The sequence below is a fragment of the Luteimonas sp. MC1782 genome (genome assembly GCF_014164605.1).
Classification (GTDB): Bacteria; Pseudomonadota; Gammaproteobacteria; order Xanthomonadales; family Xanthomonadaceae; genus Luteimonas.
The window spans coordinates 1,815,179-1,840,013 of record NZ_JACJFT010000001.1 but is presented as its reverse complement, the minus strand read 5'-3'; the positions used below and the strand labels follow the sequence as shown (position 1 = coordinate 1,840,013).

The 24,835-nt window shown below is 70.8% G+C and carries 25 protein-coding genes; 14 read left to right on the top strand and 11 right to left on the bottom strand.

Annotated features, from left to right (window positions below; translation table 11 throughout):
- Nucleotides 1-13: 13 nt before the first annotated feature.
- A complete protein-coding gene (locus H5368_RS08625; protein ID WP_182823306.1) occupies nucleotides 14-898 on the top strand; it encodes a cytochrome c oxidase subunit 3 in 885 nt (294 codons plus the stop codon).
- Nucleotides 899-1,007: 109 nt separating this feature from the next.
- On the opposite strand, the gene H5368_RS08620 is transcribed toward H5368_RS08625, so the two are convergent.
- Nucleotides 1,008-1,226, bottom strand: coding sequence for a twin transmembrane helix small protein (locus H5368_RS08620; RefSeq protein WP_182823304.1), 219 nt, complete (start codon nucleotides 1,224-1,226; stop codon nucleotides 1,008-1,010).
- A 60-nt stretch (nucleotides 1,227-1,286) separates the two neighbouring features.
- Between H5368_RS08620 and H5368_RS08615 the strand changes: the two genes are divergently transcribed.
- The 4 genes from H5368_RS08615 to cyoE are packed head-to-tail and all read left to right on the top strand — an operon-like array spanning nucleotide 1,287 to nucleotide 4,699.
- Nucleotides 1,287-2,012 carry an SURF1 family protein gene (locus H5368_RS08615; protein WP_223877993.1) on the top strand — a complete coding sequence of 242 codons (726 nt, stop codon included), beginning with the start codon at nucleotides 1,287-1,289 and terminating at the stop codon, nucleotides 2,010-2,012.
- A gap of 2 nt (nucleotides 2,013-2,014) precedes the next feature.
- Nucleotides 2,015-2,599, top strand: coding sequence for a hypothetical protein (locus H5368_RS08610; protein ID WP_182823929.1), 585 nt, complete (start codon nucleotides 2,015-2,017; stop codon nucleotides 2,597-2,599).
- The gene (locus H5368_RS08605) at nucleotides 2,599-3,777 is read left to right on the top strand and encodes a COX15/CtaA family protein (RefSeq protein WP_182823302.1); all 1,179 of its coding nucleotides are present in this window, start codon (nucleotides 2,599-2,601) and stop codon (nucleotides 3,775-3,777) included. Before H5368_RS08610 ends, H5368_RS08605 begins: the two co-directional genes overlap by 1 nt.
- 1 nt (nucleotide 3,778) lies before the next feature.
- Nucleotides 3,779-4,699 (top strand): heme o synthase, encoded by a 921-nt coding sequence (gene cyoE, locus H5368_RS08600; RefSeq protein WP_182823300.1) that lies wholly within the window; start codon nucleotides 3,779-3,781, stop codon nucleotides 4,697-4,699.
- 18 nt (nucleotides 4,700-4,717) lie between these two features.
- Here cyoE and H5368_RS08595 read toward each other — a convergent pair whose 3' ends face one another.
- The 7 genes from H5368_RS08595 to rpsU all read right to left on the bottom strand — a co-directional run bounded on the left by H5368_RS08595 (nucleotide 4,718) and on the right by rpsU (nucleotide 11,030).
- The gene (locus tag H5368_RS08595; RefSeq protein ID WP_182823298.1) at nucleotides 4,718-5,566 is read right to left on the bottom strand and encodes a protein tonB; all 849 of its coding nucleotides are present in this window, start codon (nucleotides 5,564-5,566) and stop codon (nucleotides 4,718-4,720) included.
- A 77-nt stretch (nucleotides 5,567-5,643) separates the two neighbouring features.
- Entirely contained in the window at nucleotides 5,644-6,054 is a 411-nt protein-coding gene (locus tag H5368_RS08590; RefSeq protein WP_182823296.1) for a hypothetical protein, read from the bottom strand.
- A 25-nt stretch (nucleotides 6,055-6,079) separates the two neighbouring features.
- Nucleotides 6,080-7,327: a DNA/RNA non-specific endonuclease gene (locus tag H5368_RS08585; RefSeq protein WP_182823294.1), complete on the bottom strand. Its 1,248-nt coding sequence runs from the start codon at nucleotides 7,325-7,327 to the stop codon at nucleotides 6,080-6,082.
- A 121-nt stretch (nucleotides 7,328-7,448) separates the two neighbouring features.
- On the bottom strand, nucleotides 7,449-9,188 hold the full coding sequence (gene dnaG, locus H5368_RS08580) for a DNA primase (RefSeq protein ID WP_182823292.1): 1,740 nt from the start codon (nucleotides 9,186-9,188) through the stop codon (nucleotides 7,449-7,451).
- Nucleotides 9,189-9,216: 28 nt separating this feature from the next.
- Nucleotides 9,217-10,194 carry a YihY/virulence factor BrkB family protein gene (locus H5368_RS08575; protein ID WP_182823290.1) on the bottom strand — a complete coding sequence of 326 codons (978 nt, stop codon included), beginning with the start codon at nucleotides 10,192-10,194 and terminating at the stop codon, nucleotides 9,217-9,219.
- Between the two features lie 62 nt (nucleotides 10,195-10,256).
- Nucleotides 10,257-10,703, bottom strand: a complete 447-nt coding sequence (locus H5368_RS08570; protein ID WP_182823288.1) for a GatB/YqeY domain-containing protein — start codon at nucleotides 10,701-10,703, stop codon at nucleotides 10,257-10,259.
- Between the two features lie 111 nt (nucleotides 10,704-10,814).
- Complete coding sequence (gene rpsU, locus H5368_RS08565) at nucleotides 10,815-11,030, bottom strand: 30S ribosomal protein S21 (RefSeq protein ID WP_182823286.1); 216 nt, start codon at nucleotides 11,028-11,030, stop codon at nucleotides 10,815-10,817.
- Nucleotides 11,031-11,138: 108 nt separating this feature from the next.
- Between rpsU and tsaD the strand changes: the two genes are divergently transcribed.
- The 5 genes from tsaD to H5368_RS08540 all read left to right on the top strand — a co-directional run bounded on the left by tsaD (nucleotide 11,139) and on the right by H5368_RS08540 (nucleotide 15,309).
- A complete protein-coding gene (tsaD, locus tag H5368_RS08560) occupies nucleotides 11,139-12,164 on the top strand; it encodes a tRNA (adenosine(37)-N6)-threonylcarbamoyltransferase complex transferase subunit TsaD (RefSeq protein ID WP_182823284.1) in 1,026 nt (341 codons plus the stop codon).
- Nucleotides 12,165-12,172: 8 nt separating this feature from the next.
- Nucleotides 12,173-12,526, top strand: coding sequence for a dihydroneopterin aldolase (gene folB / locus H5368_RS08555; RefSeq protein ID WP_182823281.1), 354 nt, complete (start codon nucleotides 12,173-12,175; stop codon nucleotides 12,524-12,526).
- A 22-nt stretch (nucleotides 12,527-12,548) separates the two neighbouring features.
- Nucleotides 12,549-13,877, top strand: a complete 1,329-nt coding sequence (locus tag H5368_RS08550) for a mechanosensitive ion channel domain-containing protein (protein WP_182823279.1) — start codon at nucleotides 12,549-12,551, stop codon at nucleotides 13,875-13,877.
- Nucleotides 13,874-14,410 carry a 2-amino-4-hydroxy-6-hydroxymethyldihydropteridine diphosphokinase gene (gene folK, locus H5368_RS08545; protein WP_182823277.1) on the top strand — a complete coding sequence of 179 codons (537 nt, stop codon included), beginning with the start codon at nucleotides 13,874-13,876 and terminating at the stop codon, nucleotides 14,408-14,410. Before H5368_RS08550 ends, folK begins: the two co-directional genes overlap by 4 nt.
- Before the next feature lie 65 nt (nucleotides 14,411-14,475).
- Entirely contained in the window at nucleotides 14,476-15,309 is an 834-nt protein-coding gene (locus H5368_RS08540; protein WP_182823275.1) for a DUF6159 family protein, read from the top strand.
- A gap of 17 nt (nucleotides 15,310-15,326) precedes the next feature.
- Here H5368_RS08540 and H5368_RS08535 read toward each other — a convergent pair whose 3' ends face one another.
- On the bottom strand, nucleotides 15,327-16,070 hold the full coding sequence (locus H5368_RS08535; protein ID WP_182823272.1) for a pteridine reductase: 744 nt from the start codon (nucleotides 16,068-16,070) through the stop codon (nucleotides 15,327-15,329).
- A gap of 121 nt (nucleotides 16,071-16,191) precedes the next feature.
- On the opposite strand from H5368_RS08535, the gene H5368_RS08530 reads away from it, so the two are divergent.
- The gene (locus H5368_RS08530; RefSeq protein WP_182823270.1) at nucleotides 16,192-17,376 is read left to right on the top strand and encodes an SAM-dependent methyltransferase; all 1,185 of its coding nucleotides are present in this window, start codon (nucleotides 16,192-16,194) and stop codon (nucleotides 17,374-17,376) included.
- On the top strand, nucleotides 17,373-17,786 hold the full coding sequence (locus H5368_RS08525) for a VanZ family protein (RefSeq protein ID WP_343203895.1): 414 nt from the start codon (nucleotides 17,373-17,375) through the stop codon (nucleotides 17,784-17,786). Before H5368_RS08530 ends, H5368_RS08525 begins: the two co-directional genes overlap by 4 nt.
- Nucleotides 17,787-17,795: 9 nt before the next feature.
- Here H5368_RS08525 and H5368_RS08520 read toward each other — a convergent pair whose 3' ends face one another.
- A complete protein-coding gene (locus H5368_RS08520; protein ID WP_182823268.1) occupies nucleotides 17,796-19,031 on the bottom strand; it encodes a multifunctional CCA addition/repair protein in 1,236 nt (411 codons plus the stop codon).
- Nucleotides 19,031-20,989, bottom strand: a complete 1,959-nt coding sequence (locus H5368_RS08515; protein ID WP_182823267.1) for a lytic transglycosylase domain-containing protein — start codon at nucleotides 20,987-20,989, stop codon at nucleotides 19,031-19,033. The genes H5368_RS08520 and H5368_RS08515 overlap by 1 nt, the downstream gene beginning before the upstream one ends.
- A gap of 48 nt (nucleotides 20,990-21,037) precedes the next feature.
- Between H5368_RS08515 and H5368_RS08510 the strand changes: the two genes are divergently transcribed.
- The gene (locus H5368_RS08510) at nucleotides 21,038-21,838 is read left to right on the top strand and encodes a sulfite exporter TauE/SafE family protein (protein WP_223877995.1); all 801 of its coding nucleotides are present in this window, start codon (nucleotides 21,038-21,040) and stop codon (nucleotides 21,836-21,838) included.
- 116 nt (nucleotides 21,839-21,954) lie between these two features.
- The gene (locus H5368_RS08505) at nucleotides 21,955-24,831 is read left to right on the top strand and encodes a TonB-dependent receptor (protein ID WP_182823265.1); all 2,877 of its coding nucleotides are present in this window, start codon (nucleotides 21,955-21,957) and stop codon (nucleotides 24,829-24,831) included.
- Nucleotides 24,832-24,835 lie beyond the last annotated feature (4 nt).

The window sequence follows — 24,835 nt, the reverse complement described above, 5'->3', positions numbered from 1 at the left end:
AACGGAAACCGACATGGCACAGGCCCACGCCGAGCAGCACGACCCCACCGCCTACTTCGTCCCGCACCACAGCAAGTGGCCGCTGTTCGCGTCGATGGCGTTGTTCGTCACCATGTTCGGCCTGGCGACCTGGTTCAACGAGGTCGACTGGGGTCGCAGCGTGTTCTTCGTCGGCATCGCGGGCCTGGCGGCGATCCTGTTCAAGTGGTTCGCCGACGTGATCCTCGAGTCGGTGTCGGGCTTCTACAACAAGCAGGTCGACGGCTCGTTCCGGATGGGGATGGTGTGGTTCATCTTCTCCGAAGTGATGTTCTTCGGCGCCTTCTTCGGCGCGCTGTTCTACGCGCGCATGCTGGTGCAGCCGTGGCTGGGTGGCGCCGGCGACGGCATGATGACCAACGTGCTGCTGTGGGAGGGCTACACCCCGGCGTGGCCGTCGGCCGGCCCTGGCAACGTGGGCGGCGTGTTCCAGACCATCCCGGCGTGGGGCCTGCCGCTGCTCAACACGCTGATCCTGCTGTCGTCGGGCGTCACGCTGACGATCGCGCACCATGCGCTGAAGGCCGGCCACCGCAAGCCGCTGATGTGGTTCCTCGGCATCACCGTGCTGCTCGGCTGCCTGTTTCTGTTCTTCCAGGTGGAGGAGTACATCCACGCCTACCGCGAGCTCAACCTCACGCTGGGCTCGGGCATCTACGGCTCCACGTTCTTCATGCTGACCGGCTTCCACGGCGCGCACGTCACGCTCGGCACGCTGATGCTGGCGATCATCTGGCTGCGCTGCGCCAAGGGTCACTTCAGCAAGGACGACCATTTCGCGTTCGAGGCCGTCGCCTGGTACTGGCATTTCGTCGACGTGGTGTGGCTGGGCCTGTTCCTGTTCGTCTACGTGCTCTGACCCGGTCACCGCGCGCACCGGGCCGCGCCCGGACGCGGGCCGCCGCAACAAAGAAAGCGACGGCATGCCGTCGCTTTTTCATCTCGCGGCCAGGGCCGCGCGCAGCGGTTCAGCCGTTGATGCCGTGAGGCGTGATCCAGCCCATCCAGATGGCGAGGACGACCAGCAGGATCAGGGCGACCGACAGCGCGATGCGCCTGGTCAGCGCGTTCACCGTACGCTTGGTGGTGCCGCGGTCGACCAGCATGTAGTACAGGCCGGCACCGAGGTTCCACAGGATCAGGATCAGGAACGCGATGATCAGCAGGGTTTTGAGGGAATCGCTCATGCTGGCCTCCAGCGGGCCGGGGTGGTCGCCGCCATTATCGCAGCCGGTGGGCGCGCCGCGGTGAGTCGTCGCGCCACATGGGCGGTGGTCGGCTGGCTGCTCGCGATCCTGGTGATCGCTGCGTTCACCATGCTCGGCAGCTGGCAGCTGGGCCGCCAGCACGACAAGCAGGCGACGCTTGACGCGGTGGCGGCCACGCTGGCCGCGCGCGCGGCACGGCCGCTGTCGGTCGCGGCCGACACGGAACGCGCGCAGGGCTATGACTGGGCCAGCGGACGCGGCCATTTCGCCGAGGCGCCGGCGCTGCTGCTCGACAACCAGCAGCGCGGTGGACGCAGCGGCGTGCGCGCCTACCGCGTGTTCATTCCCCAATCCGGGACCCCGCTGCTGGTCGAACTCGGCTGGCTGCCGGTGCCCGGCGACCGCCGCATGCCGGACGTGCCGCGGCCACGGGGCGAGTTCGAGGTCGCCGGCATGCTGGCGCCGCCGCCGTCGCGCGGCATCGGTGGCACGGGTCTGGCAGCCGCGCCGGGCGATTCCGGTGCCCTGCTGGCGATCGGCCTTGTGCCATCCGAACTCGCCGCCGCCATGGGCCAGCCGCGCCTCGCGGCGCGCGTGCTGCGCCTCGATCCGGACCTCCCGCTGGGCTACGCCCGCGACCTCGACATGCTCGCCAACACGCTGCCGCCCGAACGCCATCTCGGCTACGCGGTGCAGTGGTTCGCGTTGGCCGCCGCGATGCTCGTCATCGCGCTCATCCTCAGTTTCCGTAGGACCCGCCGATGAACATGCCCGCCCCCGACCATCCGGATTTCGTGCCCACCCGCAGGCGCAACCGCACCATGCTGGTGGCGATCGTGGTGATCTTCCTCGGCAGCGTGCTTGCCGCCGGTGCACTGCGCTTTTCGGGCTGGCGCCCCGCCGGCATGAAGAACCACGGCGAACTGCTGCAGCCGCCTGGCGACCTGCGCGGCGCGGCGCCGTTCCTTGTCGACGGCGGTGAATACACCTGGAACCCGGTGGAACGCACCTGGCGCATCCTGGTCGCCCCGCCGGCGAGCTGCACCGACGCCTGCGTCACGCTGTCGCGCGACCTGGACACGGTCTGGCGCCTGTTCGGCCGCGAAGCCGACCACGTGCACGTGCTGTGGGTCGGCACGCCGCCCGACGGCGTGGAGCGCAACCGCGCATGGCGCGTGCTGCAGCCCTCGCCGCAGCTCTCGGCCGCGCTGCCCGGCGTGGACGCCGGCGGCGCGCAGGGCGTGCCGGTGTATGTTGTCGACCCCAACGGCTTCGTGATCCTGCGCTACGCGCCCGGCTTCGATGCCGGCCACCTGCGCCAGGACATGGCGCGCCTCCTCAAGCTGAAGTAATGACCGCCACGCAACCCGCGCGCACAGGCCCGCGCTCCGTCCCCCGCCATTTCCATCGCATTGCCTGGCTGGCCGTCGGGCTGGCGCTGTGCGTGATCGTGTTCGGCGCGTTCGTGCGCCTGTCCAATGCCGGGCTGAGCTGCCCGGACTGGCCGACCTGCTATGGCCGCGCCGCGTGGCCGCAGGCCGCGCACCAGGTGGCCGACCACGCGGCCTCCGCGATCCGCCCCTTCGAAACCCACAAGGCCTGGCGCGAACAGCTGCACCGCCACCTCGCCGCGGCGCTGGGCGTGCTGGTGCTGGTGCTGGCGCTGCTGGCCGCGCGCCGCCAGCCCCGGGGCATCGCCCGCATCGTGCTGGCCGCGGCGCTGGTGGCGCTGGCGATCCCGCTGTACATGCAGGGGCAGCACGTCGCGGCGTCGGCGCTGGCCATCCTCGGCGAGGCGATCCTGCTGTCCGCGGCGCTGCGCCGCATCGGCAGCGACCTCGCGCGGACGTCCGCGATCACGCTGGCGGTGATCATCTTCCAGGCACTGCTCGGCATGTGGACGGTCACCTGGCTGCTGAAACCGCTGGTGGTCATGGGCCATCTGCTGGGCGGGCTGCTCACGCTGTCCCTGCTGGTCTGGATGGCGTGGCGTGCCACCGACCGGCCGATCGTGCTGGCCGACGCGCAGGCGCTGCGGCGCGTGCTCTGGGTCGCCCTCGCGGCGCTCGGTGTGCAGGTCGCGCTCGGCGGCTGGGTGAGCGCCAACTACGCCGCGCTGTCGTGCGGTGCCGGCAGCTGGTCGGCCGACAACTTCCCGAAGTGCGTGGGCCTGTGGGTGCCGCCGACCGACTTCGCCGAGGGCTTCGTGCTCTGGCGCGGGATCGGCGTGGACTACGAGGGCGGCGTGCTCGACGGCGCGGCGCGCATCGCGATCCAGCTGGCGCACCGGATGATGGCGGTGGTCGCGGCCGCCGCGCTGCTGTGGGCGGCGGTGCGCGCACTGCGCACGCCCGGCCTGCGCGGATGGGGCAGCACCCTGGCGGTGCTGACCGTCGCCCAGGTCAGCCTGGGCATCCTCAACGTCAAGCTGGCGCTGCCGCTTTCGGTGGCGGTGATGCACAACGCCGGCGCGGTGCTGCTGCTGTTCGTGCTGGTCTCGCTGCTCGCGCGCCTGCGCGCGGTGGACTGACATGCGCGCACCCTTCGACCAGTACTGGCAGCTGACCAAGCCGCGCGTGGTCGCGCTGATCGTGTTCACCGCGCTGGTGGGCATGTTCCTCGCGGTGCCCGGCCTGCCACCCGCGCGGCAGGCGATCTTCGGCCTGCTCGGCATCTGGCTGGCGGCGGCGTCGGCGGCGGCCATCAACCACCTCATCGACCAGCGCATCGACCGGCTGATGGTGCGCACCGCGCAGCGCCCGCTGGCGACAGGCGCGCTCACCCCGGCGCAGGTGCTGGCGTTCGCGATCGGTCTTGGCGCGCTGTCGATGGCGATCCTGATCGCGTTGGTCAATCCGCTGACCGCGGCGCTCACCTTCGCCTCGCTGATCGGCTATGCGGTGGTCTACACCGGCTTCCTCAAGCGCGCCACGCCGCAGAACATCGTGATCGGTGGCATCGCCGGCGCGGCGCCGCCGCTGCTCGGCTGGGCGGCGGTGACCGGCATGCAGAACGAGTGGGACTGGGCGCACGCGCTGCTGCCGGTGCTGATCGTGTTCGTGTGGACGCCGCCGCACTTCTGGGCGCTGGCGATCTTCCGCCGCGAGGACTACGCGCGCGCGCTGGTGCCGATGCTGCCGGTGACGCACGGCGTGCAGTACACGCGCTGGCAGATCCTGCTGTACACCGTGCTGCTGCTGGTGGTGAGCGTGCTGCCGTGGGCGGTGGGCATGAGCGGCCTGTTCTACCTCGGCGGCGCGCTGGTGCTGGGCCTGGTGTTCCTCTGGTACGCGTGGCGGCTGATGGACCCGCCGGACGACTTCTTCCCGATGCGGGTCTTCAACTACTCGGTCGTGTACCTGATGGCGCTGTTCGCGTTCCTGCTCGTCGACCACTGGCTGCTGCCCTGGCTGCAGCCGCTGCCCCTGTTCGAGCTGCAGCGGGTGGGGTAGCGATCCCGTGGCGGAGGTTCAACTCTCCGACTGCAGCGGCGTCAGCAGGCGATAGCCGGTACCGGCCTGATGGAAGGCTCCGTCGGCGATGGCGTCGTTGCCCTCCGATTCGTCCTCCCTCCAAGGCGCTGACTGACGGGGGCCGGGGATGTAGGCCACCCATTTGCCATGCGTGCCCTCCTCGGTTGCTTCCGAGTTGATGGCGAAAGTGACCGGCACACGTACTGACCAGAAGGGGGCATTGACGTCGTCCCCCGTCGTGGGCGGCGCGAAAATCCAGCGCCGAGCCGCGCTGATGGCCGCTGCCGAAAACTCCTTCCTCGCAGCCTTCATCGTCGTGGCAGGGGCGATGAATCGCAGGTTCACCTGCTCCGCAACCGCATCGGAGACGCGGCCGTCGGCGCCGATCTTCAGTATCAGATAGGCCGTCCCGGTTGCGCCCATGTGGAGCGCGGCCCGCGGATACGATGGGGGCGTCATCTTGATCGAAGAGACATGGTCGCTCCCGGGTTCGCCGCACTCGCCAAACGTGGCAGAAGCCAGCCTGACCGCGAGGCCGCCGTCTTCCATCGGGGTGCCGAGCAACCGCAGTGTCATGCGCGCCCGCGCGGGGACGGGTTTCCCGTCCACCAGGACAGGCTCGAAGCGCCAGTGGGTGATGGCTCGCTCGATGATGTTGACGGCGTAGGGAGGAATCGCATCGCCGTCATCAATGGTGTGCCTGGACACCGAACCATCGATCTCGATGTCGAGGTCGCCGGTGATGAGCATCGAGACTTCGAACCCGGCGCTCCTCTTCTGGGCGCCCTGTGCGGGCCCCGATACTGCGAACAAGGCCAGCATGGCGGCCAGAACGAAACGGAACATTCCCTGTACTCCCCTTGCACCATTGTGCGGCACGGTATCGCCGAGTCCGCGCAGGCGCAAGGCCGAGCGGCGGAACGTCAAGCAGTGCGGTCCGCGTCCTCAGGCCTTGCCTGCTGCGCCACGCGGGACAACGTTGCCGGCGTGACATCCCACTGCTCCGGCGTGTCGTACTCGAACTCCACCGTCATGCGTCCGCTGTCGCGCCACAGGCGCAGCACGCAGGCGCCCCAAGGCGCCTTGCCGGGCACCCGAGTGGCGTCGCGCAGGTCGTCGAAGGCAGGGCCGATGGCGTCATCGGCAGGCGTCGCGGCCTGGTGGTCGCCTGCGGAGTCGTAGCGGAAGCCGCTGAGCCGGCGGGCGATCGCTCCGTCGCCGTAGCGCACGATCAGCGCATAGCCGTGCCAGAGGCCATCAGAGACCGCCGGGTCGGCGACCAGCAGCCGGCCGATCTTCGCGATCAGTGCGTTCCTGTCCAGCGGCGGCTCCACGCGCAAGTCCGTGGCCAGTCTGCCGTCAGGCACTGGCCCTGTCGATCATGTCTGGCATCTGCTTCGACGCGATGGCGTCGAATGACTGGCCGTCCGCGTTGGCGAACGCGATCAGCGTGGGGTCGTAGACCACGGCGCCGGTGGCCGGATCGATCACTTCGTAATCGACGTGCACTTCTTCCGGGCGGTGCCCGCCGTTGCGCACCAGGTCGATGTCGATCCGCACCTCCATGCCGGTGCCCAGCCAGTCGCTCCACTCCTGCTCCATCTTGGCGTAGGCGCCGCGGTTGAACAGGCCGAACTGCGGGAACATGTTGACCTCGCCGTGGCCGTTGGCGAAGCGGTAGGCGAACACATGGCCGACGTCGTCGGGGGTGCCCTTCATCTCGTTGTCGGTGCGGAACCGGCTCTGCGCGCTGGTCTCGATGCGGTCGGAGTCACGGCCCTTGCTGGACGGCTCCCAGGTCAGCACCGCTTCGGCGCCGGTCGGCCGGCCTTCGGCATCGAGCGACCAGGTGATGTCGTTCACTTCGCCCGAGCCGGCTTCGGTGACGGTGCCGCGCACTTCGCCGGGCTCCACGTCCTCGGCCAGCACCACGGTGCTGTCGGGCACCTCGCCGGTGAGCAGCATGCGGGTGTACGCGGCACGGTCGGCGCCGGCCGGCTCCGACAGCATGGTGGTGTGGCGGGTGAAATCCTCGCGGTCGAGTGCATCGGAGCCGGGGCCGCCGTCGCGCGGCGCGTCGAACAGCTGTCCGGAGCCGGTCATCACCCGCAGCTGGCCCTTCTCCGTCATCTCCAGCGACAGCCGCAGGTCGTCGATGGAGGCGAGGCCATTGGCATCGGCCAGGGTGCGGAACGCGGGTTCAAGGGCGGTGCCGGCGTAATCGGCGCCATGCACTTCGATACGCGCGCGCGGCGGGATGGTGGCCGGGTCGAAGGGGTTGAGCGCCTGCATCGCGGCGGGCGTGGCATCGGCGTTGCGCAGGCTGGCCTCGTAGCGCAGCGGCACGTCGGTACCGGCGCCGTCGCGGCCGCGCACGGTCATGTCGCCGCAGGCGGTGTAGGTGGTGCTGTGCTGGCCGGCCTTCGCGTCGCTGATGCGCACGCTGCCGGCGTCGAGGTCGAAGCGGACGTCGCCGGGTGGTGCATCGAGCAGTGCCGGGTCCAGCGCGGCGGGCTTGCCGGCCTGTGCGCCGAAGAGGAACGCTTCCAGGTCGCGCCAGGGTGGCGGCGGGAGGGGAGCCAGAAGGTGTTGGGTCTCGAACGACATGGCGTGCTGCGCAGGCGGTGGCGTCCACCGTCGCGACGACGTTACGCGGCGCGCGCCCGCGCCACCATTGGGGAAAACCCCTGCGTTCGATGACCGTATCGAAGCAGCGCGCGGCGCGCGATCAGCCGACGTTGCGCCCTCGGGCCAGCAGCAGCTCGCGCAGCTCCGCCTTGTCCACGGCGTCCAGGCCCTCCTCGCGCTGCTTGGCCTGCAGTTCGTCGGTGCGCTGCATCAGCGTCTGGCGGTCGAGCTGGCCGATCACGTCGAGGAATTCGAGGTGCCAGCCGGCCTCTTCGCCGGGCATGGTCTGGCTGGCCAGCTTCTGCAGCGCCGCCGCTTCCTCGCGGCCTTCGAACTGCGCGAGCAGGGCGCCGGTGCCGATGTCCGGGCGCGCGCTGACAATCGCGATCAGTTCGGTCAGAAGCGGTACGCCGGGCTGGCGCAGCGCGACAAAGCGGTAGGGCGGGGTGATGTCGAGCGCGAGCGCCGGCTTCTGCAGCAGCAGCGCGATGGCGCTGCGCACCAGGCTGCGGCGCGGCGCGGTGCTGACCGGCGCGCGGTGCGCGCGCTGGGTGGGCACGTGCACGTGCGGCGCGCTGTTGCGCGCGCCGACGCCGGTGAGTTCGGTCAGGCGCTGCTGCATGAGGTCGGCGAACGCGCCGTCGGGCAGCTGCGCCAGCATCGGCCTGGCGCGTTCGGCCAGCCGCGCCTTGCCGTCCAGCGTGGCGAGGTTGATGCCGTCCTCGGCCAGGCTGTCGAACAGGAACTGCGACAGCGGCGTGGCGTCCACCAGGCGCGCGTCGAACCCGGCCGCGCCCTCGTTGCGCACGATGGTGTCCGGATCCTCGCCCTCGGGCAGGAACAGGAAGAACGCCTGGCGGCCGTCCTTCATGCGCGGCAGGACCGATTCCATCGCGCGCGTGGCGGCACGGCGGCCGGCGGCATCGCCGTCGAAGCAGAAGTAGACGTCGGGCGCGTTGCGAAAGAGCAGCTCCGCGTGGTCGGGGGTGGTGGCCGTGCCCAGCGTGGCCACCGCCTGGCTGATGCCGTGCTGGAACAGCGCCACCACGTCCATGTAGCCCTCGACCACGATCAGCCGCGCGATCTTCTGGTTGGCCTGGCGCACCTGCCACAGGCCGTAGAGTTCGCGGCCCTTGTGGAACAGCGGCGTCTCCGGCGAGTTGAGGTATTTCGGCGAGTCGTCGGCCTTCAGCACGCGGCCGCCGAACGCGATCACCCGCCCGCGGCGGTCGTGGATCGGGAACATCACCCGGTCGCGGAACTTGTCGTAGCTGTGGCCGCGCTCGTTCTTCGACAGCAGCCCCGCGCGCTCGAGCAGCGACAGCCGCCGCGGGTCGCTGCCCAGCGCGTCCTTCAGCGCCGAAAACCCGCCTGGCGCATGGCCGATGGCGAACTGCTCGCGCACCGCGGCATCCACGCCGCGGCGATCGAGGTAGGCGCTCGCCTCGGCGTTGCCGGCCAGCTCGCCGCGGAAGAAGCGCGCAGCCTCGTCGAGGATCGCGAACAGGTCGCGGGTATCGGGGTTCTCGTTGTGCTGCCGCGTTTCGCGCGGGATCTCGATGCCGGCGCGGCGCGCGAGTTCGTCCACCGCGTCGAGGAACTCGAGGCGGTCGTAGTTCATCAGGAACGAGATCGCGGTGCCGTGCGCGCCGCAGCCGAAGCAGTGGTAGAACTGCTTGGTTGGCGACACCGTGAACGATGGCGAGCGCTCGTCATGGAACGGACAGCGCGCCGAATATTCGCGCCCCTGGCGCTTCAGCGGCACGCGCGCGGCGATCACCTCGACGATGTCCGTCCGGGCGAGCAGGTCGTCGATGAAGGCGTCGGAAAGGCGTGCCATGGCTGCCGCCATGATCGCACGCGTGCCGCTAGCCGGCCGTGCGTTCCGGCTCGCGCGTGGCCGGTTTGGCGGACGCTGCGGCCGTGGTGGACGGCGTTTCGGCAACGGGCGGCAGGCCACGCCGCGCCGCGCGCTCATCCAGGCGCCGCTGCACGTCGCCGAAGCGCCAGCGCTCGTCGATCACCGCGGTGATCATCGCGCCGACGAAGAACACCACCGCCGCGTAGTACAGCCACACCAGCAGCACCACGAGCGTGCCCATCGCGCCATAGGCACTGCCTGGCGCCGCCTCGGCGATGTACAGGCCGATGCCCCAGCGGCCGAGCACGAACAGCACCGCGGTCAGCAGGCCGCCGAGCAGCGCCTGGCGCCAGCGCACGCGCCGGTCGGGCAGGTAGTGGTACATCAGCGCGAACGCGACCGTGTAAAGGGCCAGCGCCGCCAGGTTGCCGAGCACCGGCAGCGTGGGCGAGCCGCCGAAGGCGATCTCCAGCACCGTGGTCAGCGCGGCCGACACCAGCAGCAGGAAGCCCAGCGCGATCACCACGCCGAACGAGAACACGCGCTTGCGCAGCCAGGCGCGCAGGCCGCCACGCAGCTTGTCGCCGGCGGTGTGGAAGATCGCGTTGAGCGTGCCCTGCAGCCGCGCGAACACCGCGGTGGCGCCGAACAGCAGCAACAGCGTGCTCCACGTGCCCGCCAGTGAGCCGACATCGGGCTCGGTGCGCGCGTTCTCCAGCACGGTGCTGGCGACCTCGCCGGCGCCGCTGCCCGCGATCCCCTGGATCTGCGTGAGCAGCGCGTCCTGCGCCGCGGGATACAGCGACGCCGTCAGCCACAGCAGCAGCACCAGCAGCGGCGCCAGCGACAGCAGCGCGAAGAACGTCAGCGACGCCGCATGGGTGAGGATGTCGATTTCGACGAAGCGCTGCGCGATGGCATAGGGCAGCGACTGCTGCAGGCGCTCGAAACCGGATTTGAGGCGGGACGTGATGAATCGGGGCATGGCGCCAGCATAGGCAGGCGCCGTGCACGCGATGTCGCCGTGGGCGGCGACCGCGCTGTTGCTCAGCCGGCCAGGCGGCCCTTGAGCAGCGCCGAGACCTGGCCCATGTCGGCCTTGCCGGCCAGGCGCGGCTTCAGCAGGCCCATCACCTTGCCCATGTCCGCGGGGCCCGCGGCGCCGGACTCGGAAATGGCGGCGTCGATCTCGAAGATCACCTCGGCCTCGCCCAGCTTGTCCGGCAGGTAGCGCTGGATGACTTCGATCTCGGCGCGCTCGATGGCGGCCAGGTCCTCGCGGCTGGCGGCCTCGAACTGCGACACCGAGTCCTTGCGCTGCTTGAGCATCTTCTCGAGCGTGGCGAGCACGCTGGCGTCGTCGAGCTCGACGCGGTCGTCGACCTCGCGCTGCTTGATCGCGGCGAGCATCAGGCGGATCACGCCCAGGTTGGCCTTGTCGCCGGCCTTCATGGCCGTCTTCATGTCATCGGTGAGGCGCTGCTTGAGGCTCATCGTTGGATTCTCCGGTTCGGGGAACACGTAAAGCCGGCGACGCTTGCGCGTGCCGGCTTCAGTGGTGCCGCAGTCAGTCACCGGGCGCAGGGCGCGCCGGCAGGACCGGGCTCAGTACAGGCGCTGGCGCTTGGTGACGTCGCGCGAGGTGCGACGCGACTGGCGCTTCACGGCAGCCGCGGCCTTGCGCTTGCGCTCCTGCGTCGGCTTCTCGTAGAACTCGCGCTTGCGGGTCTCGGCAAGCACGCCGGCCTTTTCGCAGGTGCGCTTGAAGCGGCGGAGGGCAAACTCGAAAGGCTCGTTTTCGCGGACTTTGACGCTGGGCATATGGGATCTCTGGGATGTCTGAACACCGGATTCCGTCCGGCGAGCCGCGTATGATAGCGGCAAGGTTCGGGTGCGCGCAAATGGCCCCGGCCAGGAGCCCGCAAGCCCATGAAAGTCCTCGGAATCGAAACCAGCTGCGACGAAACCGGCGTGGCCGTGTACGACACGGCGCGGGCGGGATCGGCCGGGCTGCTCGCCCACGCCGTCTACAGCCAGATCGCCCTGCACGCCGAGTATGGCGGGGTGGTGCCGGAACTGGCCAGCCGCGACCACGTGCGCAAGCTGCTGCCGCTGGTCCGCCAGACCCTGGCCGAGGCCGGCCTGGGCGTCGGCGACCTCGACGGCGTGGCCTATACGGCCGGCCCCGGCCTGGTGGGGGCGCTGCTGGTCGGCGCCGGGGTGGCGCGTTCGCTGGCCTGGGCGCTGGAACTGCCCGCGGTCGGCGTGCACCACATGGAGGGCCACCTGCTGGCCCCCTTGATGGAAGACGACCCGCCGAAGCCGCCATTCGTGGCCCTGCTGGTCTCCGGCGGCCACACCCAGCTGGTCGCGGTGGAGGCGATCGGGCAGTACCGCCTGCTCGGCGAGACCCTGGACGACGCCGCCGGCGAGGCCTTCGACAAGACCGCCAAGCTGATGGGCCTGCCGTATCCCGGTGGCCCACAGCTGGCGCGGCTGGCCGAGCAGGGCACGCCCGGGCGCTTCCGCTTCTCGCGGCCGATGACCGACCGCCCGGGGCTGGACTTCAGCTTCAGCGGCCTGAAGACGCAGGTGATGCTGGCCTGGCGCAACAGCGACCAGACCGACGCCACCCGTGCCGACATCGCCCGCGGCTTCGAGGACGCGGTGGTCGACACCCTGGCCATCAAGTGCGAACGCGCGCTGGATGACGCCGGCTGCGACGTGCTGGTGGTGGCCGGCGGCGTGGGCGCCAACACGCGCCTGCGTGCGCGCCTGCAGGCCATGGCCGCCAAGCGCGGCGGCCGTGCCTGCTATCCGCGCCCGGAGCTGTGCACCGACAACGGCGCGATGATCGCCTTCGCCGGCGCGCTGCGCCTCGAGGCCGGCCAGCGCGAGCCGGCCGCCGTGCACGTCGTGCCGCGCTGGGACATGGCCGGACTGCCCGCGCTGTGAGTACCGCCATGGACAAGGTGTTCATCGAGGGCCTCGAGATCGAGGCGCTGATCGGCATCTACGACTGGGAGCGGCGCATCCGCCAGACCCTGGTGTTCGACCTGGAGATGGGCTTCGACAACCGCGTGCCCGCGGCCAGCGACGACATCGCCGATACCCTCAACTACAAGGCGGTCAGCGTGCGCCTGGTGGAATACGTCTCGCAGTCGGGCTTCGGCCTGGTGGAGACGCTGGCCGAGCGCTGCGCGGCAATCGTCATCGAAGAGTTCAAGGTCGATTGGTTACGCTTGAAGCTCAGCAAGCCCGGCGCGGTGCGCGGCGCGCGCGCGGTGGGCGTGTGCATCGAGCGCACGCGCGGCTGATTCCCCCGCAACCGGATCCGACATGCAAGAGATGCTGCAGGCGCTGCAGGACGCGCTGTCCCCCTGGCCCTGGGCCTACACGCTGGTGATGCTGGCCGCCCTGCTGCTGCTGGCGTGGCTGGCCAACCTGATCACGAAGAAAGTGCTGCTGCGCGGCGTGCGGCGGATACTCGGCATGCTGCCGGCGCTGCGCGGCGGCGAGGCCAACCCCGGGATCCGCCTGCGCGTGGTGCCGCGCCTGGCCAACGTGGTGCCGGCGCTGGTGATCGCCGCCGGCATCACCCTGGTGCCTGGCCTGCCGGGCGAGATCGCGCAGTTCGTGCGCAACCTCTGCAACGTGTTCATCGTGTTCACCGTGGTGCTGGCCATCGGCCACGCCTTCGACCACGCCAACGAGATCTACGAGCGCCGCCCGGACGCGCGCGACAAGCCCATCAAGGGCTACCTGCAGGTCGCCAAGATCGTGCTGTTCGCGCTCGCGGTGCTGTCGGCGATCGCCATCCTGGCCGGGGTCAAGCTGCTGCACGTGCTGACCGGCCTGGGCGCCGCCAGCGCGGTACTGATGCTGATCTTCCAGGACACCATCCTGTCGTTCGCCGCCAGCCTGCAGATCAGCGGCGACGGGCGCGTGCGCATCGGCGACTGGATCGAGATGCCCAGCCAGAACGCCGACGGCGACGTCATCGACATCGCCCTGCACACGGTCACCGTGCAGAACTTCGACAAGACCATCACCACCATCCCGACCAAGAAACTGATCAGCGACTCGTTCAAGAACTGGCGCGGGATGAGCGAGTCGGGCGGGCGCCGCATCAAGCGCGCGATCTACCTGGACCAGCACAGCACGCGCTTCCTGGAGCCGGACGAGGTGGCGCGCTTCCGCCGCTTCCGCCTGCTGGATGCCTACCTCGACGGCAAGTCGAGCGAGATCCGCAGCTGGAACGACAAGCTCGCCGGCCACGGCGCCGAGCCGGTCAACCGCCGCCGCGTCACCAACCTCGGCACCTTCCGCGCCTACGTCGAGCAGTACCTGCGCAACCACCCGGGCGTGCACCAGGGCATGTCGCTGATGGTGCGCCAGCTGCAGCCGACCGATGCCGGCCTGCCGCTGGAGGTCTACTGCTTCAGCAACGACGTGCGCTGGGCGATGTACGAGGGCATCCAGGCCGACATCTTCGACCACCTGCTGGCGATCCTGCCGGAGTTCGGCCTGCGCGTGTTCCAGGCGCACAGCGACGCGCCGGTGGACGTGCGTCTGCACGCTGCGCAACCGTCGCTCGCCCAGCGCCCGCACGACGCCGACGCTGCGGGCGACGCGGGCGGCGACGCCACGGCGAACGCCGGCGCATGAGCCGTGCCTGCCTGAGCCTGGGCAGCAACGTCGATCCCGAGCGGCACGTCGCGCTTGCGTTCGACGCGCTGCGCGCGCGCTTCGGCGACATCCTCGCCTCGCGCGCCTACCGCACGCCTGCGATCGGCTTCGAGGGCCCGGACTTCGTCAACGCCGCGGCGGTGATTGAAACCGACCTGGACGTGCACGCGCTCAACCTCTGGTTGCACGTGCTCGAGGATGCCCACGGCCGCGACCGCGGCGGCCCGCGCTACGGTGACCGGACGCTCGACATCGACATCGTGCTGTTCGACGACCTGGTGTGCAGCGGGCCCGGCAACCTGCGCCTTCCGCGTGGCGAACTGCGCCACGCCTTCGTGCTGCGGCCGCTGGCGGAAATCGCGCCGGATGTCGTGGAGCCGGTCGCCGGGCTGACGCTCGCCGCGCTGTGGGCGGCGTCGCCGGAGCGCGACGTGGCCATGCACCCGGTTGCACTGCCCGCATTGCAGGCTGCAGCCGGGGACGGTCACACTCCGCCGGCTGCCGCGGTCTAGCAGCACATGGCGTTCGACGCCGCGGCCGCCGGCCGCGGTCGGCGCCTTACGGGGAGGTCGCTACGATGTTCGAGAAGGTTTCGCGCAGCTGGGAGATGGTCAAGGCAAGCGCGGCGGTGCTGCGTTCCGACAAGGAGCTGATGCTGTTCCCGATCCTCTCGGGCCTGGCCACGCTGGCGGTGCTGGCGACGTTCCTGGTCCCTGCGCTCGCGCTGCGCATGTTCAGCGGCGGCTTCGGCATCGGCGCGGTCATTGGCGGCTTCGTCTTCTACTTCTGCACCTACAGCGTGGTGATCTTCTTCAACTGCGCGCTGGTGGGCGCGGCGATGATCCGCCTGGACGGCGGCGACCCCACGCTTGCCGATGGCTTCGCTGCGGCGCGCGGCCGGCTCGGTGCCATCTTCGGCTACGCGGCGATCGCCGCCACCGTCGGCGTGCTGCTGCAGGGCATGAAGAACAAGGACAACGGGTTCCTGGTGCGGCTGCTGGGCAGCGGCCTGGGCGCGGCGTGGACGCTGGCCGCGTTCCTGGTGGTGCCGGTGCTGGTGAGCCGCAATGTCGGCCCGGTCGACGCGCTCAAGGACAGCCTGGCGCTGCTCAAGCGCACCTGGGGCGAGAACGCGGTGGGCCAGGTCGGCATCGGCGCCGCGTTCGGGCTGCTGACCGGCGGTGCGGTGCTGCTGTCGCTGGCGCTGGTGGTGCTGGCCGCGCAGGCGTCGGTGGTGCTTGCCGTGGCGGTGGGCGTGATCTGCGCCGTCGGCGTCATCGTGCTGGCGATCTACCAGGCGGCGCTGACCGGCATCTATTCGGCGGTCCTGTACCGCTATGCGGTGGCGCACGAAATCCCGGCGGCCTTCCAGGGCGCGCAGCTGGCCACGGTGTTCGCGCCGAAGCGTTGAGCACGGTCGCGGCCGCCTCAGTCCTCGAGGAGGCGGCCGCCGTCCAGGCGCAGCACCTGGCCGGTGGTGTAGCCGGCATGCGCGATCAGCCAGTGCACGGCTTCTGCGACTTCTTCCGGCGTGCCGGTGCGCGCCAGCGGCGTGCGCGCCAGCAGCGCGCGCTGGCGCTCGATGTCGGGCTCGCCGTCGTCGGGCCACAGGATCGCGCCGGGTGCGATGGCGTTCACGCGCACCTTCGGCGCGAGTTCCAGCGCAAATGCGCGCGTGGCCATCACCAGTGCGGCCTTGGCCATTGAATACACCGCGTGCCCGCGCAGCGGGCGCTCGGCATACACGTCCACCATGTTGACGATCGCGCCGCCACGCGCGGCGAGGTGCGGCGCCGCGGCCTGGGCCAGGAAGAACGGCGCGCGCGCGTTGGATGCGAACAGCTCATCCCACTGCGCCGGCGTGGTGCTGCAGAGCACGGTGGGGCTGAACGCGGAGGCGTTGTTGACCAGCGCGTCCAGGCGGCCGAAGCGGCCGATGGTGCGCGCCACCAGCTCGGGCAGGCGGTCGAACTCGGCGAGGTCGGCCTGCAGCAGCAGCACGCTGTCGGGCCGCAGCGCTTCGAGCTCGGCGGCGAGCGCATGCGCTTCGGCGCCGGAGCTGCGCCAGTGCAGCGCGAGGTCGTGGCCTTCGGCGTGCAGGCGGCGCGCGATGGCCGCGCCAAGGCGGCGTGCGGCACCGGTGACGAGGGCGACGGGGCGTTGTCCGGCCATGCGGGGCTCCGGGCTGTGGGGCATTCACGATAGCGCGTCGCGCACTGCACGCCTTCAGCTGGCGCTGTCCCTCCGACGTGGACAGTTCCGTATCCTGTGCAGGTCCGCAGCGGAAACCCCCATGCCCATCCCCTCGCCAGACCCCGATGCGCAGGCGCACAGCGATCGCCTGCGCGCGGTCATCCACGCCGACATCGCCGCTTCCGGCGGTGCCGTGCCGTTCTCGCGCTTCATGGAGCTGGCGCTGTACGCGCCGGGCCTGGGCTATTACAGCGCCGGCAGCACCAAGTTCGGCCGCGCCGGCGATTTCGTCACCGCGCCCGAACTCGGCCCACTGTTCGCCGAATGCGTGGTCGAGGCGCTGGCACCGGTACTGCGCCAGCTGGGCGAGGGCGCCGACTTCGTCGAGATCGGCGGCGGCAGCGGCGCGTTCGCCGAGGTCGCGCTCGGCCACCTCGCCGCGCTCGACGCGCTGCCCGCGCGCTACGCGATCCTGGAGCCCAGCGCCGACCTGCGCGAGCGCCAGCGCACGCGGCTCGAACAGCGCCTGCCGGCGGCCGTGTTCGAGCGCGTGGAATGGCTGGACCGCCCGCGCGAGGAGGCGTGGCAGGGCGTGCTGTTCGCCAACGAGGTGATCGACGCGCTGCCCACGCCGCGCTTCGTGATCCGCAACGGCGGGGTCATGGAAGAAGGCGTGGCCAGCGCATCCGGTGGCGGTTTCCGCCTGGTCGAGGTGCCGGCCGATGCCCTGATGACCGCGGCGGTGCGGCATGTCGAGCAGCAGCGCGGCGACGGCGCGTTTCGCGAGGGCTACCGTTCCGAACTGCTGCCGCAGCTGCCGTACTGGATCCAGGCGGTGATGGGCGCCATGCAGGCCGGCGCCATGCTCTTCATCGACTACGGCCACCCGCGCCGCGAGTACTACGCGGATACCCGCCCCGACGGCACGTTGCGCGCGTTCTACCGCCACCACGTGGTGCAGGACGTGTTCGCGCGCGTTGGCCTGCAGGACATCACCGCCTCGGTGGACTTCACCGCGCTGGCCGAAGCCGGTACCGGCGCCGGCTTCGAGTTCGCGGGCTACTGCTCGCAGGCGGCGTTCCTGCTGGGCAATGGCCTCGAGCAGCGGCTGGCCGCGCACGAGGCGGACGCGCCCGGCGACCGCGCGCGCTTCTCGCTGCGCCAGCAGGTGCAGCAGCTGACCATGCCCGGCGCGATGGGCGAACGCTTCCAGGCGATGGGCTTCGAGCACGGCGTGGCGTTCGAGGCCGCGTTCCTGGCCGGGGACCTGAGCTTCCGGCTGTGAGCGGCCGCCGCTTCGGGCGTTCGCTCAAGCCGCTGGCGCACCCGCTGGCGTGGACCACGCTGTGGTGCCTGGCGATCGCGGCGGTGGTGGTGTTCTCGCTGCTGCCCGCGCCGGATCTCCCCGACGCGCCGGGCAGCGACAAGCTGCACCACTTCATTGCCTACTTCGCGCTCGCCGCCAGCGCGGTGCAGCTGTTCGCGCGCTGGCCGGCGCTGTTCGGCGCGGGCCTGGGGCTGGTGCTGCTCGGCATCGGCCTCGAGCACGGCCAGGAAGTGCTGACCGGCACCCGCATCGCCGACCGCTGGGATGCGCTGGCCAACACCCTGGGCGTGATCGCCGGCCTGTTGACGCGCCTCACGCCGATGAAGGACGTGCTGCTGCGGTGGGATACCGGGCGCGCAAACGCCTGACGGCGCGGCTCAGGCCCTGGCGCGCAACGTGCGTGCCGCGGCGATCGCGGCAATCCGTGCGTCGCGCAGTGCCGCCCCGAAGGCCGGACCGGCGAGGTCCTTCGCCGCCACGTCGGCGCCGCTGATCGCGGCAGCGGCATCGCGCAGCCGCACCAGCTCGGCGGCCTGCGGATAGGCGTCCTCGGACGCACCGCCGCGGCCGCGCTTGTCGGCTTCGCACACGGTTGCCAGGCGGTGGATGCGCTCGGGCTTGCGGAAGCCGTCGCAGCGCGCGAGCAGGTCATGCACGGTCTGGTCGCGCAGCTCCGCCAGGCGATGCACGTTGAGGTGTTCGCGGCATGCGAGCAGCGCCAGGTCGCGGTGCGCGGCGGGCACGCGCAGGCGCGCGCACAGCGTGCGCACCGGCGCCAGTCCGCGCTGCTCGTGCATCACGTGCGCCGGGAGCTTCGCCGCGGGCGTGAGCGCCTTGCCCAGGTCGTGCACCAGCGCGGCAAAGCCCACCTCGTCATCGCCCGGCGCCAGCCGCGCGGCCATGTCGCACACCATCTCGACGTGCACGCCGGTGTCGATTTCGGGGTGGTACTCGGCGCGCTGCGGTACGCCGTACAGCGCGTCCACCTCGGGCAGCACCACGGCCAGCGCGCCGCAGTCGCGCAGCGTGCGCACGAACGCCGATGGCGTTGCCGAGCGCAGCGCGCGCACGAGTTCCTGCCAGACGCGTTCGGGCACCAGGTCCGCCAGCTCGCCACCGGCCACCATCTCGCGCATCAGCGCCATGGTGTCGTCGGCCACGTGGAAGCCGAGCGAGGCGAAGCGCGCCATGAAGCGTGCCGCGCGCAGCACGCGCAGCGGATCCTCGGCGAACGCCGGTCCCACGTGGCGCAGCACGCGCGCTTCGATATCGCCCTGGCCACCGTATGGATCGACCAGCCGGCCATCGGTGCCTTCGGCGATCGCGTTGATGGTGAAGTCGCGGCGGCCGAGATCCTCCTCCAGCGTCACCGACGGATCGGCGTCGACCACGAAGCCGCGGTGTCCGCGCGCCGACTTGCGCTCGGTGCGCGCGAGCGCGTGCTCCTCGCCAGTCGCGGGGTGCAGGAACACCGGGAAATCACGCCCCACCGGCCTGAAGCCGGCCGCGAGCATGGCCTCGGGCGTGGAACCCACCACCACGAAGTCGCGGTCACCCGCCGGAAGGCCCAGCAGCCGGTCGCGCACCGCACCGCCGACCAGCCAGGTCTCCATCAGGCCGCTGGACAGGCGAAGGGCTTGCGCGCGCCGCCGCTGCGGCCGTGCATGCGGTCGCTGACCGCGACCGCCTTGCCGTCCAGGCGCCAGTCGTAGATCACGCTGAAGGCGAGCACGCGCGCCACGTAGTCGCGGGTTTCCTTGTAGGTGATCGTCTCGATCCAGAAATCGGCATCCATGCCGGGGCGCTGCGCCTGCCAGCGCGCGGTGGGCGTGGGCCCGGCGTTGTAGGCGGCGATCGCCACGTAGGGCAGCGCGTACTTGTCCTTCATCTCGCGCAGGTAGGCGGTGCCGAGGCGGATGTTGGTGGCCGGGTCGTACAGGCTCTCCGCGCCGGACCAGGGCAGGCCCAGGCGCGCGGCCACGCCGGCCGCGGTCTCCGGCAGCACCTGCATCAGGCCGCGTGCGTTGGCACCGGAACGGGCCTTGGGATTGAACACGCTCTCGGCGCGGATCTCGGCTGCCACCCAGGCCGGGTCCAGGTTGTTGCGCGCGGATTCGGCGCGGATCAGCGCGTCGTGGTGCAGGGGGAAGCGCAGCGCGTACAGGCGCAGTTCGTCCGGCTTGCGTTCGCCGCCGGCATTGACCAGGCCGAACACGCCGCGGTCGAACCAGCCGTTGTCCTGTGCGACCTCCACCGCCAGCCGGCGCTGGTCGTCGTTGAAGCGCGCCAGCGCGGCGCGCCATTCGCGCTCGGCCCACGCCGCGCGCTCGACGCGGTACAGCGCCATCGCACGGCGCAGCGACGGATCGGCGGCCACCGCCGCCTTGGCCGCCGGCGTGGAGGCATGCTCGAGCGGACACAGCGCATACGGCAGCTTGCCGCGGTCGGCGGCCAGGAAGCCGTGGAATTCGGGCGCACGCGCGGCGGCGGCATACAGGGGCTGCGCGCCGGCGCGGTCGCCGGTCAGTTCGCGCAGGCGCGCGGCGAAGTAGCTCCAGCGCGAATCCTTGCGCTGCGTGTCGCCCATGCGCGCGATCGCGGCCAGCGCCGCGCGCCAGTCGGTGCGTGCCATCGCCTCGCGCACGCGCCATTCGTGCAGGCGGTCGTCGTAGGCGGCTTCGGGCACCGCGGCCAGGCGGCGCGTGGCGCCCGGGTCGTACGAGGCCACGGTCCACAGCGCGATGTCGTACAGCACGCGGTTGCGCTCGGCATCGCCGAATGCCAACGCCTGTGCGACGCGCGGCAGCAGCGCCTCGGCCGCGCCGGGGTCGGCCTTGGCCAGGCGCGCCAGCCCGTGTGATGCCACCAGGCGGCTGCGCGCGGTCTTCGGCCACTGCAGTGCGCGATCGTCGGCCTTGTCGAGGTAGGCGGCGTAGGTCTCGGCCAGCGTGCGTTCGTCACCGCTGAATCCGCGCGCCGCGGCACGCACCACGCCCGGTTGCCCGGCTGCGATCGCCTTGTCGATGCGCTCCCAGCGCAGCGCCGGCGCGAGCCCGCCACTGCGTTCCAGCGCGGCGATCGGCGCATCGCAGGCGTCGGGCAGCGACTTCGCCGCGCCGCGCCACAGCGCCTGCACCTCGCTGGTCCATTTCGCATCGACCGCACCGGTCTGCGCGCGCGCCTCGAGTTCGTGGCAGCGCAGCGCGGTCGACGAAATCCGCGGCGACCACGCCGCGCGGAAGCCGGTCCAGTCGTCGCGCTTGGCCAGAGACGCAAGCCAGGCCTCGCGGAACGCCAGTTCCACCGGCTGTCCGGCCTGACGCGCGACGAAGGCCTGCGCCTGCGCGGCCGGCAGCGTGTCGATGTCGCGGCGCAGGCGCGCGAATTCGATCCAGCCCTGCAGCGGATGGTCGTTGCGCAGCGCGGGCGTGGGCGCGGGCAGGCCGATTTCGGCGGCGGAGAGCGCGCGCCGTGCAAGGTCGTCGTCGGGTTGCGCCTGGGCGCACGCGGTGGTCGCGGCCACCAGCAGCAGCGCGGCGACCAGTACGATGGGCGTCTTGTTGTCTGGCATGGCGGGACTATAACGGATGGTTTCTGTACGACTCTTGGCGTCGCGTGCGTGATCGAAGGCCTGTGGATCTTCCCGTTGCTGGGCATCGTGGCGGGCGTCATGGCGGGCCTGCTCGGCATCGGCGGTGGCCTGGTGCTGGTCGCCGCGCTGGCCTGGCTGCTGCCGCTGCAGGGCGTGCCCGCGGATCTGGCGATGCATGCGGCGCTGGCGAGTTCGATGGCGAGCATCGTGATGACGTCGCTGTCGTCGGCGTGGTCGCACCACCGCCGCGGCGGCGTGCTGTGGCCCACCGTGCATTGGATGGTGCCCGGCCTGCTGGCCGGTGGCTGGCTGGGCAGCCGCTTTGCCGTCAGCCTGGAAGGCGACGTGCTGCGCTGGATCGTGGCGTGCTACTGCCTGCTGGCCGGCGCGCAGATGGCCTTCGGCCGCGCGCGCGGTGACGACGCGGGTGCCGCCAGCGTGGTGCCCACCGGCCCGGCCATGACCACGGCGGGGCTCGGCATCGGCGCGCTGTCGGCGGTGGTGGGCATCGGCGGCGGCAGCATCACCGTGCCGCTGCTGGTGTGGCGCGGCGTGCGCGCCGTGCGCGCGGTGGGTACGTCCTCGGCCTGCGGGTTCGCCATCGCCGTCGGCAGCGTGCTCGGCTATGCGCTGAATGCGCCGGAAGGCAGCGCGTTGCCACAGGGCGCGGTGGGCTACGTCTACCTGCCCGCGGCGATCGGGGTGGCGCTGACCTCGATCATCGCGGCGCCGTTCGGCACGCGCATCGCGCACGCTATCAGCGGGCCCGCGCTGCGCCGGATCTTCGCGGCGTTCCTGGTGGCCGTCGGCCTCAGCCTGGTGCTGTAGGCGGGGCCGGGACCGCGGGAAACCCGGGGGGCTTGCGGTGGTTTTACGTTTTGTTTACAAAAGGCCGTCGAGCGGCCCGGGGGCAACGTCGGCACCATCCCTCCCAGGAGAGATCCATGCCCATGCCCGCCCCGCGCACGCTGTCGGCTGCCATCCAGTCGGCGTTGCTGCTCTTCGCACTTCCCGGACTCGTCCTCGCGCAGGACGCCCCCGATCCGGCCACCACCCTCGACACCGTCACCGTCACCGGCTCGCGCATCAAGCAGGCCGAGCTGGAGACGCATGTGCCGGTGCAGGTCCTGACCCGCGAGGACATCGACCGCAGCGGCTTCAAGTCGGTGTCGGACATCGTCCAGAACCTGACCGCCAGCGGCGCCGGGCTCAACACCAAGTTCAATTCCAGCGGCAACTTCGGCTTCCCGCCGGACGGTGGCGGCGTTGGCGCGGGTGCAGCCACGGTCGACCTGCGCCACCTCGGCCCCAAGCGCGTGCTGGTGCTGGTCGACGGCATCCGCTGGGTCAATGAATCGTCCGGTTCGGGCGTGGGCTCGGCGGTCGACCTCAACACCATTCCGCTGGCGCTGGTGGACCGGATCGAGGTGCTGGAAGACGGCGCCTCGTCGATCTACGGCTCCGATGCGATCGCCGGCGTGGTCAACATCATCACCCGCCGCGGCGGCGAGGGCGGCAGCGTCGAAGTGCATTACGGCACGCGCGAGCAGTACGGCGGCGACACCTGGGGCGCCGACCTGTCGTTCGGTGGTGCCAGCGAGCGCGTGCAATGGTTCCTCGGCGCGTCGTACTTCCGCCAGGACGAGATCGCGTCGGGCGAATACGGGCCGGCCAGCCTGCCCGTGCCCGGCACCGGGCTGTCCAACGGCAGCTCGGCCACGCCGCAGGGGCGCTTCGTGTTCCGCGACCCCAACACCGGCGCGGACTACAGCATCACGCCCAACACGGGCGTCTCCAGCCCGGTGTTCGACCCCGCGCAAACCGGCTGCGTGCGCACCGACGACTTCCACTGCTTCACCACCGCCGACCGCTTCAACTTCGCGCCCTACAACCTGCTGCTCACGCCGTCGGAGCGCAAGACGGTGTTCGGCCAGGCGCGTTTCGCGTTCACGCCGACCTTCGGCGGCTACGTGCGCGCGCTGTACAACGAGCGCACGTCCGCCAACCAGGCGGCGCCCGAGCCGTTCTTCCTCGGTACCGATGCCGGTGTCTACAACGACTACGCCGAACGCACCCTGGTGATCTCGGCGCTCAATCCGTACAACCCGTTCGGTTTCGACCTGACCACGGTGGGCGCGGATGCCAACCTGTTCCTGCTCGGCCGCCGCCCGGTCGAGGGCGGGCCGCGCCGCTACCAGCAGGATGTCGAGACCTGGTACGTGGCGGCGGGCCTTGAAGGCGCGTTCAACGTCGGCACGCGCGCCTGGAACTGGGACGTCAACCTGGTGCGCAGCGAAAGCCAGGCCGACCAGACCAACACCGGCAGCTACAACCTGCGCCGCATCAACGAATCGCTGGGCAATCCCGCGGCCTGCGCGGCGATCAGCGGCTGCGTGCCGCTGAACATCTTCGGCGGCCTGGGCTCCATCACCCCGGCGATGCTGGCGTTCATCCAGCCGGTGGTGCGCGACCGCAGCGAGAACTCGCTGACCCTCGCGTCGGCCAACGTCACCGGCGCGCTGTTCGAGATGCCGGCCGGCCCGCTCGCGTTCGCGGCCGGCTACGAATACCGCAAGTACGAAGGCAGCTACCAGCCCGACCCGATCACCGTCGCCGGCGAGTACAACGGCGTGCCGTCCGGGCCCACGTCGGGCGACTACGACGTCAACGAGGCCTACGTCGAATTCGCGGTGCCGCTGATGAAGGACACCGCATTCGGCAAGTCGCTCGACCTGAGCATCGCCGGCCGCTATTCCGACTACTCGACCTTCGGCGGCGAGAGCACCGGCAAGCTCGGGCTGCGCTGGCAGCTGGTCGATGAACTGGTGTTCCGTGGTTCGTTCGCGCAGGGCTTCCGCGCACCGTCGATCGGCGAGCTGTACGGCACGCTGTCGCGCTTCGACGCCACCCTGGTCGATCCCTGTTCCGGCGCCGCCGGCGCGGTCACGCCGGAGTGCGTTGCGCAGGGCGTGCCACCGGACTACGAGCAGACCAACTCGCAGATCTCGGTGGTGACCTCCGGCAACGCCGCCCTGCAGCCCGAAACCAGCCGCAGCCTGATGCTGGGCGCGGTGTGGAGCCCGTCGCTGGCGGCCAACACCGCGTGGTCGGAGCGCCTGGACCTGGGCGTGACCTTCTACAAGCACACCATCGAGGACGCCATCCAGGCACCGGACGCGCAGTCCATCCTCGAGCGCTGCGTGTTCGACGCCGATCCCATTGCCTGCGCCTCCTACGAGCGAAGCGCGCGCGGCCAGATCGTGCGCTTCGACGACATCCTCGACAACCTCGGCACCATCAAGACCGACGGCTGGGATTTCAGCGTGGGCTGGCTGCTGCCGGAGCAGGGCTGGGGCCAGCTGCGCTTCGACGCCAAGGCCACCAAGGTCGGCCACTACGAGCTGGTCAACGAGTCCGGCCAGCCGGAACCGCGCGGGCCGGGCGTGGAGGTCAACGACAGCTCCATCCCGGAGTGGACGTCCAGCCTGACCAGCGAATGGAGCCGCGGGCCGTGGGCGGCGACGTGGGCGATGCGCTACATCAGCGAGCTGACCGAGTCCTGCGGCGGCGCCAACGGCTTCCCGATCTGCGATGACAGCGACAACGACCTCAACCGCCTCGGCGCCACCACGTACCACGACCTGCAGCTGGCGTGGAACAACGACGCGTGGCTGCGCGGCGTGCGCGTGGTGCTGGGCGTCAACAACGTCACCGACAAGGACCCGCCGATCTGCCTGAGCTGCTCGCTCAACGGCTATGACGCGGCGACCTACGACCTGCCGGGGCGGTTCTGGTACGCGCGCCTGGGCGTGGACTTCTGATGCG